Raw genomic sequence first — 13048 nt, forward strand, 5'->3', positions numbered from 1 at the left:
GTAGTAGCGCGCAGTGATCACGCCGTCGAGTATGCCCACGTCGACGGCGGGTGCGCAAGGATTCCGCCCCAAATGGCGACCCCTGCCACGCCGGAGGCGTCGGCGAGGACCCTTCGCCGCCGGACGGCGCGGTCGGGAAGTGTCCGGCTGCCGGCATAGACTTGACGCGCGATGCATCCTCTCTTCGACATTCCCGCGTCCCCGCCCGCGCCGGAGTCCGCGCCGGCCCGTCCGCACCGTCCCGGGTCGGCCTCCGCCCGCCTCGATCCGCGCGAGCTGCTCGCCGGGTTGAACGGGCCGCAGCGCGACGCGGTCAGTCACGCCGGCTCGCCGCTGTTGATCGTGGCCGGCGCCGGGTCCGGCAAGACCCGGGTGCTCACGCACCGGATCGCCTACCTGCTTGCCGAACGGGACGTGCATCCCGGGGAGATCATCGCCATCACCTTCACCAACAAGGCTGCCGGCGAGATGAAGGAGCGGGTCGCCGCCCTGGTCGGCCCGCGCGCTCGGCTGATGTGGGTGTCGACGTTCCACTCCGCGTGTGTCCGCATCCTGCGCGCCGAGCACGAGCACGCCGGCCTCAAGTCGACCTTCTCCATCTACGACGCCGACGACTCCCGCCGGCTGATGCAGATGGTCACCCGGGAGCTGGATCTCGACCCGAAGCGCTACCCGGCACGCGGGCTGGCCGCCCAGGTCTCCAACCTCAAGAACGAGCTTGTCGACCCGGAGCAGTTCGCCGCGCGGGCCAGCGGGCCCAACGAGCGGGCGCTCGCCGAGGCGTACACGCTCTACCAGCGTCGGCTGCGCGAGGCGCACGCGCTCGACTTCGACGACCTGATCATGACGACGGTGCACCTGCTCCAGTCCCACCCGCACGTCGCGGAGAGCTACCGGCGACGGTTCCGGCACGTGCTTGTCGACGAATACCAGGACACCAACCACGCCCAGTACACGCTGATCAAGGAGCTGGTGTCCGGCACCGACGGGCTGGCGCCGGCCGAGCTGTGCGTGGTCGGTGACGCCGACCAGTCGATCTACGCGTTCCGGGGCGCGACGATCCGCAACATCCTGGAGTTCGAGCGGGACTTCACCGACGCGCGGACGATCCTGCTGGAGCAGAACTACCGCTCCACCCAGACCATCCTCAACGCCGCCAACGCGGTGATCGACCGGAACACCTCCCGCAAGCCCAAGCGGCTGTGGAGCGAGGCCGGCGACGGCGAGCGGATCGTCGGCTACGTGGCCGACACCGAGCACGCCGAGGCGGACTGGGTGGGCCGGGAGATCGACCGTCTGGTCGACGCCGACGAGACCCGCCCCGGCGACGTCGCGGTGTTCTACCGCACCAACGCGCAGTCCCGCGTCTTCGAGGAGGTGTTCATCCGGGCCGGTCTGCCCTACAAGGTGGTCGGTGGGGTGCGCTTCTACGAGCGCAAGGAGGTTCGCGACGCGCTGGCGTACCTGCGTTCGGTGGTCAACGACGACGACACGGTGAGCCTGCGGCGGGTGCTGAACACCCCCCGCCGGGGCATCGGTGACCGCGCGGAGGCGTGCGTCGAGGCGCTGTCCAGCCGCGACCGGATCTCCTTCGGGGCGGCGCTGCGCCGGGCCCGGGAGGCGCCCGGCATCTCCACCCGGGCGGCAAACGGCATCGCCGACTTCGTGGCGCTGCTTGACGGTGCCCGGGAGTTGGCCGAGACCGGCACCCCGGAGGAGGTGCTGGAGGCGCTGCTGACCCGCTCGGGCTACCTCACCGAGCTGGAGGAGAGCCTCGACCCACAGGACGCCGGCCGGGTGGACAACCTCCAGGAGCTGGTCAGCGTCGCCCGGGAGTACACCGAGCGGATCGAGGCGCTGGGCGCCGACGGGGAGCGGGCCACCCTGGCCGGTTTCCTGGAGCAGGTCGCGCTGGTCGCCGACGCCGACCAGATCCCCTCCGACGACCCCGACCACCAGGGCGTGGTCACGCTGATGACCCTGCACACCGCCAAGGGCCTGGAGTTCCCGGTGGTCTTCCTGACCGGGCTGGAGGACGGCGTCTTCCCGCACCTGCGCTCGCTGGGCGACACCCGTGAGCTGGAGGAGGAGCGCCGGCTGGCGTACGTCGGCATCACCCGCGCCCGGCAGCGGCTCTACCTCTCCCGGGCGGTGACCCGCTCAGCCTGGGGGCAGCCGTCCTACAACCCGCCGTCGCGGTTCCTGGAGGAGCTGCCACCAGAGTTGGTGCGCTGGGAGCGCACCGAGGGCTCGTACACCTCGTGGGCCGGCGGGGGCGGCGGCGTCGGTGGGCGCGCGGACCGCGTGCCCGGCGGGCGCGGGACCTTCACCGGGGGTACGCCGAAGGCGGCGCAGCTGGCCCAGCGGCTCGGCGTGGACGGCAGCCGCCTCACCACGGCCAGCGAGTTGCCGCAGGGGCCGAAGGTGTCCGCCGGAGACCGGGTCAACCACCAGCGGTACGGGCTGGGGCGGGTGCTCGCCGTCGAGGGTCACGGCCCGGGCGCTCGCGCGCAGATCGACTTCGGTGACCAGACCATGTGGCTGGTGCTGCGGCACGCCCCGGTCGACAAGCTCTGACAGCGGCGGGCCCGGCCGGTTCGGGGTCACGTCACGAGTGGGTGGCCTCCGGCAGTGCGGAGGTCACCCACTCGATCGGTCGACAGGTCTGCCGGGCTCAGCAGCCCAGGTCGACGCCGCGCGCCTGCATGAACGGCGCCGGGTCGATCTGGTTCCACATGCCCTGGTGCACCTCGAAGTGCAGGTGTGGGCCGGTGGAGTCGCCCGTGCTGCCCTCGTAGCCGATGACCTGGCCGGCCTTGACCTTCTGGCCGACGGTGACCGCGATCCGGCTCTGGTGGGCGTAGTGGGTCAGGTAGCCGTTGCCGTGGTCGATGAAGACGGAGTTGCCGTACCCGTCGGAGGCGTCGCCGGCCTGGGTGACGGTGCCGGCCGCCGCGGCGTGGATGGGCGTGCCGGAGGGCAGCGCCAGGTCGATGCCGGCGTGCAGGGTGCCCCAGCGTTGCCCGTAGCAGGAGGTGACCGACGCGCCCGGCATCGGGTCGACCCAGGCCGGGGTGGGCTTGGTGGTCTTCTTCGCCACCGGCTTCGGCTTGGTGGTGGCCGTCTTCGTCGGCGTCGGGCTGGCGGAGGCCGACGGGCTCACGGTCGGGCTCGCGCTGGGCGTGGCCGACGGGGAGTCCGGCGCGGTCGACTCGCGGGCGGAGCGGTCGGCCCGGTTGTCGGCCTCGGCCCGCGACTGCGCGTCGAGCGAGACGGCGGTGGGCGCTGGGCGGTCCCCGCCGGTGGTGGCGACGGCGACGCCGCCCAGGCCGAGGGCCACCAGGGCGGCCGCGCCGAGCACGATGGCGCGGTTTCGCCGACGGGCGCGCCGCGGCTGCTCGGTGGTGGTGTCGGGGGTGTTCTCGTTCTGGACGGGGCTGTCTTCCTGCACGGCGGACCTTCACAGTCGAGGGGCACTTGACCTCGAAATAGTGGTGTCGGGCCGAGCTGGACGGGGCATCGGGACCGGGGAGCCGCGCAACGGGTCGCGCGTCACCTGCCCGGATATGCGTCCTTCTGAAGCAGTCCGTCCGGAAAAGTGATCATGCGCGGTGGTGTCGTCGGTCACAGTCCGTACTGTGATTCGGCAGACATCCGCAGCCGACCCGCAACGAAAAACCGCCCGGATCGACAGATCCGGGCGGTCAGTGGTCGGTACGCAGCGTCAGGACGCGGCTACCTCGCTGTAGATTGCCTCGACTTGCAGCTTGATGTCCACTCCGCGCTTCTGCAGGTAGGGCACCGGGTCGGTCGGCTGACCCTTGACATGCAGCTCGAGGTGCAGGTGGGTGCCGTAGGCGTGGCCGGTCTGACCGACCAGGCCGAGCTGGTCGCCCGCCTTGACCTGCTGCCCCTCCTTGACGCTGAGCGCGGAGGAGTGGCCGTAGATGGCCTCGCTGCCGTCGGCGTGCTGGACGATCACCGCGTAGCCGTAGCCGCCGAACCAGCCGGCCTTGGTGACCAGCCCGTCGTGGATCGCCACATAGGGCGTGCCCTCGGGGACGACCAGGTCGACGCCGGTGTGCAGCTTGCCCCAACGCATCCCGTACGGGGAGTTGAAGTCGTAGCCCTGCAGCGGCAGCATCCAGACCTCGGGCTCGGCCGCGTCCTTGCCGCGGCTGTCCCGGGAGGCGCGCTCGGCGTTGTCCGCACGTTCCGTCACGTCCTGGCTGGTGGCCGACGCCTGCTTGAGCTCGTCGAGAACCGACGGGCTGACGTCCTTGGCGTCGGGCAGGGCGCTCGCGCCGAGCGCGACGAGGCCGGCGCCGACGAAGGCGGTGGTGACGACGGCCGCGTAACGGCTACGCGGGGGGGTGGGCACGCGGCGACGACCGCGATATCGATCGGGCTCAGACGACAGGCGCTGGCGCACGCACACCCTCCGTTGTCGGGGTTCCGAGGCGACTGGTGGACGTCCGTGAAGCTCCGATGAACGTCTGCCAACCGCGTCGTCACCCGTCCATGGACCTGATGACAACCGTGGACACGTTAGCCAACCCCCAGGCGAGTCACAAGCCAGAGCGCGGAATTGGCGTGTCGATCTGTCCGTCTGCGTCCACGATTGTCACGCATCGTGGCGTCGATCGGTGCCCCCGTAACTGCCCGTTCGTCGCCGAGCGTGACCGGACCGGCGGAGTCGTCCGACTTGACGCCGCAGCCCAGCGAGCACCGTCCGGTCGGCCCGGGTCGGGCTCGGAGGCGCCCGGATGCCGGTGGGTTTCCGGCCCGGATTTCCCGGCCCCGGTCGGGCGGGTTACCGTTCGTTCAGGTGAAGGCCGTGAAGCCGGTGAAAGGTGTGCGCTGATGAGCTCTCGTATTCGGGTCGTCGTCGCCAAGCCAGGGCTGGACGGCCACGACCGGGGCGCCAAGGTCGTGGCGCGTGCCCTGCGGGACGCCGGGATGGAGGTCGTCTACACCGGCCTGCACCAGACGCCCGAGCAGATCGTGGAGACCGCCATCCAGGAGGACGCCGACGCCGTCGGCCTCTCCGTGCTCTCCGGCGCGCACATGACGCTCTTCCGGCGGGTGCTGGAGTTGCTTGGTGAGCGGGACGCCCGCGACATCGTCGTGTTCGGTGGCGGCATCATCCCGAACGGTGACATCCCCGAGCTGGAGAAGCTGGGCGTCGCCAAGATCTTCACGCCCGGCGCCACCACCCAGGCGATCGTCGAGTGGGTCCGGCAGAACGTCGCGCAGCCGGTCGGCTGAGGCGGGCAGCGGGTTCGAGTCTCCGCCAGGCGGGGTCGAGCCGGATTTGGGCACGGGGGAGGGGCCGGACGCACCCCTCACACGTCCGGCCCCTCTATGCACGATGCCCCGCCGCCACCCCTCGACCGACAGGGCATCGGCCGTCTCCCGTCATCGCGCTGTTCAGCGCTCCGACATCTGACTCAACGACGGCCCCACGGCCGGGTTACGCACCCGTTCCAACATCGCCCGGACGATTGACGTGGGCCGTGTCGCGGCCGGAACCGCCACGTCAGGTGGTCCGGTTGTGCATTACCGCACACCGCGCACCCGCTCGGTTGCCGGCGGTGCCCACCTCGCTAGGCTGCCGCCAATGGCCTGTTTGAACTGACGACAGGCGTCAAACTGTTGGTGAACGCTGGTGGCGGCGCGACGGCGCGCCGCGGAGACGGGACGGGACGCGCAATCGTGGACCTGTACGAGTACCAGGGGCGGGACCTGTTCGAGCGGCACGGCTTGCCCGTGCTGGCCGGCGGCGTCGCCACTACCCCGGAGGAGGCCCGCGCGATCGCCGAACGCCTCGGCGGTCGGGTGGTCGTCAAGGCGCAGGTAAAGGTCGGCGGCCGAGGTAAGGCCGGTGGCGTCAAGCTCGCCGAGGGCCCGGATGAGGCGGTGGCCAGGGCCACCGACATCCTCGGCATGGACATCAAGGGTCACACCGTCCACAAGGTCATGATCACCGTGACCGCGGACGTGGCCGACGAGTACTACTTCTCGTACCTGCTCGACCGGGCGAACCGCACCTTCCTCTGCATCGCCAGCGTCGCCGGCGGCATGGACATCGAGCAGGTCGCGGCCGAGACCCCCGACAAGGTCGTGAAGGCCCCGATCGACGCCGTCAAGGGTGTGGACGAGGCCAAGGCTCGCGAGATCGTGACCGCCGCCGGCTTCCCGGCCGACGTCGCCGACCAGGTGGTCGAGATCGCGGTCGGGCTGTGGCAGGCGTTCGTCGCCGAGGACGCCACGCTGGTCGAGGTCAACCCCCTCGCGAAGAACGGCGACGGGCGGCTGCTGCTGCTCGACGCCAAGATCAGCCTGGACGAGAACGCCGCGTTCCGGCACCCCGACCACGAGGCCCTGGTCGACCAGGCCGCCGTGGACCCGCTGGAGCAGGCCGCCAAGGCCAAGGACCTCAACTACGTCAAGCTCGACGGCGAGGTCGGCATCATCGGCAACGGCGCGGGTCTGGTCATGTCGACCCTCGACGTGGTCGCGTACGCCGGTGAGCGGCACGGCAACGTCAAGCCGGCCAACTTCCTCGACATCGGCGGCGGCGCGAGCGCCGCGGTGATGGCGAACGGGCTGGAGATCGTGCTCTCCGACCCGGCTGTGAAGAGCGTCTTCGTCAACGTCTTCGGCGGCATCACCGCCTGCGACGAGGTCGCCAACGGCATCATCCAGGCGCTGGCCCTGCTGGAGCAGCGCGGCGAGCAGGTCACCAAGCCGCTCGTCGTCCGCCTCGACGGCAACAACGCCGAGGCTGGCCGGGCGATCCTGGACAGCGCGAACAACCCGCTCGTGCAGCGGGTGGACACCATGGACGGCGCGGCCGAGCGGGCCGCCGAGCTGGCAGCTGCGGGGGTCTGATCATGGCTATCTGGCTGACCAAGGACTCGAAGGTCATCGTTCAGGGGATGACCGGCTCCGAGGGCTCCAAGCACACCCGGCGGATGCTCGCCGCCGGCACCAACGTGGTGGGCGGCGTCAACCCGCGCAAGGCGGGCCAGAAGGTCGACTTCGACGGCACCGAGCTGCCGGTCTTCGCGTCCGTGGCGGACGCCATGGCCGAGACCGGGGCCGACGTCACCGTCATCTTCGTGCCGCCGCAGTTCACCAAGGCCGCCGTGGTCGAGGCGATCGACGCCGCGATCCCGCTGGCCGTGGTGATCACCGAGGGCGTGCCGGTGCACGACACCGCCTCGTTCTGGGCGTACAACGTGTCGCAGGGCGAGCGGACCCGGATCATCGGGCCGAACTGTCCCGGCATCGCCTCGCCGGGCGCTTCCAACGCCGGCATCATCCCGGCCGACATCACCGGCTCCGGCCGGATCGGCCTGGTCAGCAAGAGCGGCACGCTGACCTACCAGATGATGTACGAGCTGCGCGACATCGGCTTCTCCACCTGCGTCGGCATCGGTGGCGACCCGATCATCGGGACCACGCACATCGACGCCCTGGCGGCGTTCGAGGCCGACCCGGAGACCGACGCCATCGTGATGATCGGCGAGATCGGCGGCGACGCCGAGGAGCGGGCCGCCGAGTTCATCAAGGCCAACGTCACCAAGCCGGTGGTCGGCTACATCGCCGGCTTCACCGCGCCTCCCGGCAAGACCATGGGTCACGCCGGGGCGATCATCTCCGGCTCGGCCGGCACCGCCGAGGCGAAGCAGGCGGCGCTGGAGGCGGTCGGAGTCAAGGTCGGCAAGACGCCGACCGAGACCGCGAAGCTCATGCGGGAGATCATGTCCGGCAACTGAGCCGGCCAGACAGCATCGCAGGGGCCGACCGGTTGTTCCGGTCGGCCCCTGTGGCGTACCACGCGGGCGGGAGCGCCCCGGCTCAGTCGTTGTTCCAGAACGGGTAGTTGCCGGACGACCGTAGGATCGCGCTGCCGATGATGTTGATCACGCCGAACGCGATGGCGAGGTAACCGAGAATCGGCGACTGGCCGTAGCGCCGGGCGTCGCGGATCGACAGGTAACCGAAGATGATGCCGAGAATGCCGCAACAGATCAGCCCCAGCACGATGCCCAGCACGCCCCAGAGTGTGGTGCGGTCCCGACCCCTGGCCGGCGGCGGTGGGGGTGGTGGGTATGCGGTCGTCACGGCTTCCTCCGGCGCGGTCATGGGCGACGGGCCGACCCGGGCGCGACCGGCGGACCCGACCTGGGAGGCCGCGACGGCCACCCCCTCTGGGCCGAGGCTAGACCCGGCCGGACGCCCTCGACCCCGGTTCGCTCAACTCGCCGCCGTCCGGAGCGGTCTAACGGACTGCCACGGCCCGTGCGACGTGCCAGAGTAGAGCGGATGCCCCCCGTCACCCCTGACCGTCCCAGCCGTCCGGGCGGTGCGGGCGCCGACGACCGGTCGGTCGACCGCGCCACACCGCGTCGGCGGGTGCCCGCGCCCCGCGCCGGTGAGTCGCCGCGCGGGCGGGCACCGCTGCCCGTCGCCGCAGGGGTGGCCGCCGGTGGGGCCGCCCTCACCTCGTACCTGCCGGTCGCCATCGTGCTCGGCCTGGTGCAACTCGGCGCGGACTCCACCACCCTGAGCGGCACCCTGCGCACCGCACTGGCCGGCTGGCTGGTGGGGCACGGCGTGCCGCTGCACACCGAGTCCGGCCCGTTCGGGCTCGCCCCGCTGGCGCTGACCGTGCTCGCGCTCTGGCGACTGACCCGGGCCGGCGTGCACGTCAGCCGCGCGATCGGCGCCCGCGACAGCCGCTCACCGCGTCGGGCGCTGATCGCCGCGGGCGCGGTCGGCCTTGCGTACGCGCTGCTCGGCGCGCTTGCCGCGGTGCTGATCGGCGCGGACGGGCCGGATGTGTCAGTGGTGCGGGCGGCAGCCACGTTCGCGGTGGTCGGCACGCTCGCCGCGCTGGTCGGCGCGACCCGGATCACGGCCGTGACCCGGCTGCTCGTCGCCCGGATGCCCGGTCCGCTGCGGGACGCTGTGCGTGCCGGGCTGGTCGCCGCGCTCCTGCTGCTCGGGGCTGGTGCCGGCGCGGCCGGCCTGGCCGTGGCCACCGGCGGCGGTGACGCCGCGGACATGATCGGCGCGTACCAGACCGGGGTGGCCGGGCAGGCCGGGATCACCCTGGTCAGCATGGCGTACGCGCCGAACGCGGCGATCTGGTCGACCAGCTACCTGCTCGGGCCGGGTTTCGCGGTCGGCGTCGACACCGCCGTCCGCACCAGCGAGGTGTCGGTGGGCGCGCTGCCGGCCATCCCGCTGCTCGCCGGCCTGCCCCGCGGTCCCGTGGACGGCCTCGGCGCACTGCTGCTCGCGGTGCCGGTGCTGGCCGGGATGGTCGTCGGCTGGTTGCTGGCCCGCCGGGTTGCCCGTCTCGCCGGGCCGCAGCGGGCCCCGCGGCGCTGGGCCGGGCTGCTGGCTCCGGCAGCCCTGGCCGGGCCGGTGGCCGGCGTGTTGCTCGGCGTGGCCGCCGCGATCTCCGGCGGCCCGCTCGGTGCCGGCCGACTGGCGCAGGTCGGGCCGGTGGCCTGGCAGGTCGGGGTGGTGGCGGCCGGTGTCATCGCGGTCGGCGCGCTGCTCGGTGCCGCCGCCACCCGGGCGCTCGTTCGGGGCCCAGGTGGTGGCCAGACCCCACCGCGTGACCCGGAGCCCGACCGGGCCCGCCGCACCAGCTGACCGGCTCGCCGACCTGGCCGTGCCGGTGGTGGGTACGGCGCGGGGCGCCCCGGACGATCCGGAGCGCCCCGTCAGGACCGGACCGCTCAGGGCTGGGCCGGCAGGTCGAAGCTGCCGACGATGCTCAGGATGAGCAGCAGGACGCCCAACCCGGCACCGACCGCACCGCAGATCAGACCGGCCTTGGCCTGGCCGCCGTTGTTGGCCTGGCCCTGGGAAACCTTCTGCTGGGCCAGGTAACCGGTGACCACGCCGGCGATGCCGAGCGGGATGCCCAGGTAGAGGCAGCAGATCAGCGGGATCGACGCGATGCCGAGGATCATCGACACCAGGCCGAGGGTGTTGTTCTGGCCCTGCGCCTGCGGGTATCCGGCGTTCGGGTACGAGGGCGCACCGTAGGGCTGCTGCTGGCCGTAGGGGGCCTGCGGCTGACCGTACGGGTCCTGCGGCTGCTGACCGTACGGAGCCTGCGGAGCGCCGTACGGGTCCTGCGGCTGCTGGCCGTAGGGCTGGCCGGAGGTGGGCTGCTGGCCGTACGGCTGGCCCGAGGTGGGCTGCTGGCCGTACGGGGCGGCCGGCGGCGGGGCGTACGGGTCGTGCGGCGGCGGGGGTGAGGTCGGGTCGTTGGGCTGCTGGCCGTACGGGTCCTGACCGGGGTTGCCGGGCTGCATTCGAAGAGCTCCTTGGACTTGTTAGTTACTGCTGCTGTTGCCACTCATGATCGCGCCCAGACCACCCAACGCGCAGCACAGCAACGCGATGACATACCACGTAATACCCACGATAAGGGCCCACTTGGACCACTTCCGTGATTCCGTGGCCGCGGCCTGTGCCCCGGCGTAGTCACCCTGCTGAAGCAGTGGGTTGACCTTCGACGCGTTGATGATCGCCGGGATGGCCAGCGGCCAGAAGAGGAAGACGGCGACGATCGACATCGTCATGTTGTTGTCGATCGGCGGCTGCTGCTGGGGGTGGTGACCGGGCTGCATGGGGGTGCTCCTCATTCCAACGACACGGTTGGCGTGCCGGAACGGTACCGGGGATGCGGGCCGGCGCGGTGTCCAGCCCGAGCGACCGGCAGCGTACCGGGTCGATGCCCGTCCGCACTGTCGGAGATCGGCGGCCGCCCAGCCGAAGGGCCTCCTGACCTGCCCGATAGGGTGGTCCGGTGACCGAGCCCGCGTCCGCCGCCCGCATCGTCGTCCTCATTTCCGGCTCCGGGAGCAACCTTCAGTCCCTGTTGGATGCCGCCGCTGACCCCGCGTACGGCGCGCAGGTGGTCGCGGTCGGCGCGGACCGCGACGGCATCGCGGGCCTGGACCGGGCCGAGGCGGCCGGGGTGCCGACCTTCGTCGAGCGGGTCCGCGACCACGACACCCGGGAGGACTGGGATCGGGCGCTCACCGCGCACGTCGCGAAGCACCAACCCGACCTGGTCATCTCCGCCGGCTTCCTCAAGCTGGTCGGCCCGCACTTCCTCGCCGCCTTCGGCGACCGCTACCTGAACACCCACAACACCCTGCTGCCGGCGTTCCCCGGCATCCACGGCCCGCGTGACGCCCTCGCCTACGGCGTGAAGCTCACCGGAGCCACCCTCTTCTTCGTCGACGCCGGCATGGACACCGGGCCGATCGTCGCGCAGGTCGCGGTGCCGGTGCTCGACGACGACGACGTGGACGCGCTCACCGAGCGCATCAAGGAAGCCGAGCGGCGCCAGCTCGTCGAGCAGGTGGGTCGCCTGGTCCGCGAAGGCTGGACCATCACCGGAAGGAAGGTCACGGTTCCGTGAGTCCCACTCAGGACGGGCGCCGCCCAATCAGGCGGGCGCTGGTCAGCGTCTACGACAAGACCGGGCTGGTCGAGCTGGCCCAGGCCCTGCACGCGGCCGGCGTGGAGATCGTGTCCACCGGCAGTACGGCGGGCACCATCGCCGCCGCCGGGGTGCCGGTGACGCCGGTGGAGACGGTGACCGGGTTCCCCGAGGTGCTCGACGGTCGGGTGAAGACCCTGCACCCGAAGGTGCACGCGGGTCTGCTCGCCGACCTGCGCAAGGACACGCACGTCACGCAGCTCGACGAGCTGGGGGTGGCGGCGTTCGACCTGCTGGTCTCCAACCTCTACCCGTTCCAGGCGACGGTCGCCTCCGGCGCCGGTGTCGAGGAGTGCGTGGAGCAGATCGACATCGGCGGGCCGGCCATGGTGCGGGCCGCCGCCAAGAACCACGCCTCGGTCGCCGTTCTGACCGACCCGGCCGGCTACCCGGCGCTGCTCGGCGCGCTTGGCGAGGGCGGCTTCACCCTGGCCCAGCGCCGTGCGCTGGCCGCCCGGGCGTACGCCGACATCGCCGAGTACGACGTGGCGGTGGCGCAGTGGTGCGCCAAGGAGCTGGCTCCGGCCGACGACTCCTGGCCCGCGTTCGCCGGGTCGGCGCTGCGCAAGTCGACCGTGCTGCGCTACGGGGAGAACCCGCACCAGCCCGCCGCGCTCTACATCGACCCGGACGCCCCGGCGGGGCTCGCCCAGGCCGAGCAGCTGCACGGCAAGGAGATGTCCTACAACAACTACGTCGACGCCGACGCCGCCTGGCGGGCCGCGAACGACTTCGCCGACCAGCCGGCCGTGGCGATCATCAAGCACGCCAACCCGTGCGGCATCGCGGTGGGCGCGGACGTGGCCGAGGCGCACCGCCTGGCGCACGCCTGTGACCCGGTGTCGGCGTTCGGCGGCGTCATCGCGGTCAACCGCCCGGTCTCGATCGAGATGGCCCGGCAGGTCGCCGAGATCTTCACCGAGGTGGTGGTCGCCCCCGGCTTCGACGAGGGCGCGGCCGAGGTGTTGCAGGGCAAGAAGAACATCCGGCTGCTGCGTGCGCCGGCCTGGACCCCGGCGACTGTCGAGTGGCGGCAGGTGACCGGTGGCGTCCTGTCCCAGGTCGCCGACCGGGTGGACGCTCCCGGTGACGACCCGGCGAGCTGGCAGTTGGCGACCGGCGAGGCCGCGGACGAGGAACTGCTGCGGGACCTCGCGTTCGCCTGGCGGGCGGTCCGCGCGGTGAAGAGCAACGCGATCCTGCTCGCCAAGAACGGCGCCACCGTCGGGGTCGGTATGGGTCAGGTCAACCGGGTCGACTCGGCGCAGCTCGCGGTCAGCCGCGCCGGCGCCGACCGGGCCCGCGGTTCGGTGGCCGCCTCGGACGCGTTCTTCCCGTTCGCCGACGGCCCGCAGATCCTCATCGACGCCGGCGTCCGCGCCATCGTCCAGCCCGGCGGCTCCATCCGCGACGACGAGGTAATCGAAGCGGCCAAAAAGGCCAACGTAACGATGTACCTAACGAAAACCCGCCACTTCTTCCACTAACAGTGCCCGGGCCCCG

At 71.8% G+C, this 13048-nt stretch carries 12 protein-coding genes; 7 read left to right on the forward strand and 5 right to left on the reverse strand.

The window, feature by feature from the left end:
- Nucleotides 1-171 precede the first annotated feature (171 nt).
- Entirely contained in the window at nt 172-2577 is a 2406-nt protein-coding gene (gene pcrA, locus ABZ808_RS17350; RefSeq protein WP_357007117.1) for a DNA helicase PcrA, read from the forward strand.
- 97 nt (nt 2578-2674) lie between these two features.
- On the opposite strand, the gene ABZ808_RS17355 is transcribed toward pcrA, so the two are convergent.
- Both ABZ808_RS17355 and ABZ808_RS17360 read right to left on the reverse strand, forming a co-directional pair.
- Complete coding sequence (locus ABZ808_RS17355) at nt 2675-3451, reverse strand: peptidoglycan DD-metalloendopeptidase family protein (RefSeq protein ID WP_357007119.1); 777 nt, start codon at nt 3449-3451, stop codon at nt 2675-2677.
- Between the two features lie 273 nt (nt 3452-3724).
- Nucleotides 3725-4432: a M23 family metallopeptidase gene (locus ABZ808_RS17360; protein WP_357007121.1), complete on the reverse strand. Its 708-nt coding sequence runs from the start codon at nt 4430-4432 to the stop codon at nt 3725-3727.
- A gap of 431 nt (nt 4433-4863) precedes the next feature.
- On the opposite strand from ABZ808_RS17360, the gene ABZ808_RS17365 reads away from it, so the two are divergent.
- The 3 genes from ABZ808_RS17365 (at nt 4864) to sucD (ending at nt 7784) form a co-directional block, all read left to right on the forward strand.
- Nucleotides 4864-5268 carry a cobalamin B12-binding domain-containing protein gene (locus tag ABZ808_RS17365; RefSeq protein ID WP_357007124.1) on the forward strand — a complete coding sequence of 135 codons (405 nt, stop codon included), beginning with the start codon at nt 4864-4866 and terminating at the stop codon, nt 5266-5268.
- A 447-nt stretch (nt 5269-5715) separates the two neighbouring features.
- On the forward strand, nt 5716-6894 hold the full coding sequence (sucC, locus tag ABZ808_RS17370; protein WP_357007126.1) for an ADP-forming succinate--CoA ligase subunit beta: 1179 nt from the start codon (nt 5716-5718) through the stop codon (nt 6892-6894).
- A 2-nt stretch (nt 6895-6896) separates the two neighbouring features.
- Nucleotides 6897-7784 carry a succinate--CoA ligase subunit alpha gene (sucD, locus tag ABZ808_RS17375; RefSeq protein WP_357007129.1) on the forward strand — a complete coding sequence of 296 codons (888 nt, stop codon included), beginning with the start codon at nt 6897-6899 and terminating at the stop codon, nt 7782-7784.
- An 82-nt stretch (nt 7785-7866) separates the two neighbouring features.
- Here sucD and ABZ808_RS17380 read toward each other — a convergent pair whose 3' ends face one another.
- Nucleotides 7867-8133 (reverse strand): DUF4190 domain-containing protein, encoded by a 267-nt coding sequence (locus ABZ808_RS17380; RefSeq protein WP_357007131.1) that lies wholly within the window; start codon nt 8131-8133, stop codon nt 7867-7869.
- Nucleotides 8134-8334: 201 nt separating this feature from the next.
- Here ABZ808_RS17380 and ABZ808_RS17385 point away from each other — a divergent pair, with 201 nt between their 5' ends.
- Nucleotides 8335-9675: a DUF6350 family protein gene (locus tag ABZ808_RS17385; RefSeq protein WP_357007134.1), complete on the forward strand. Its 1341-nt coding sequence runs from the start codon at nt 8335-8337 to the stop codon at nt 9673-9675.
- A gap of 86 nt (nt 9676-9761) precedes the next feature.
- Here ABZ808_RS17385 and ABZ808_RS17390 read toward each other — a convergent pair whose 3' ends face one another.
- Both ABZ808_RS17390 and ABZ808_RS17395 read right to left on the reverse strand, forming a co-directional pair.
- Nucleotides 9762-10346, reverse strand: coding sequence for a DUF4190 domain-containing protein (locus ABZ808_RS17390; protein WP_357007137.1), 585 nt, complete (start codon nt 10344-10346; stop codon nt 9762-9764).
- 21 nt (nt 10347-10367) lie between these two features.
- On the reverse strand, nt 10368-10664 hold the full coding sequence (locus ABZ808_RS17395; protein ID WP_357007139.1) for a CD225/dispanin family protein: 297 nt from the start codon (nt 10662-10664) through the stop codon (nt 10368-10370).
- A 179-nt stretch (nt 10665-10843) separates the two neighbouring features.
- Between ABZ808_RS17395 and purN the strand changes: the two genes are divergently transcribed.
- Nucleotides 10844-11464 (forward strand): phosphoribosylglycinamide formyltransferase, encoded by a 621-nt coding sequence (purN, locus tag ABZ808_RS17400; protein WP_357007141.1) that lies wholly within the window; start codon nt 10844-10846, stop codon nt 11462-11464.
- Nucleotides 11461-13032 (forward strand): bifunctional phosphoribosylaminoimidazolecarboxamide formyltransferase/IMP cyclohydrolase, encoded by a 1572-nt coding sequence (gene purH / locus ABZ808_RS17405; RefSeq protein ID WP_357007144.1) that lies wholly within the window; start codon nt 11461-11463, stop codon nt 13030-13032. The genes purN and purH overlap by 4 nt, the downstream gene beginning before the upstream one ends.
- Nucleotides 13033-13048: the final 16 nt, after the last annotated feature.

Source organism: Micromonospora sp. NPDC047527 (assembly GCF_040643015.1).
GTDB lineage: Bacteria > Actinomycetota > Actinomycetes > Mycobacteriales > Micromonosporaceae > Micromonospora.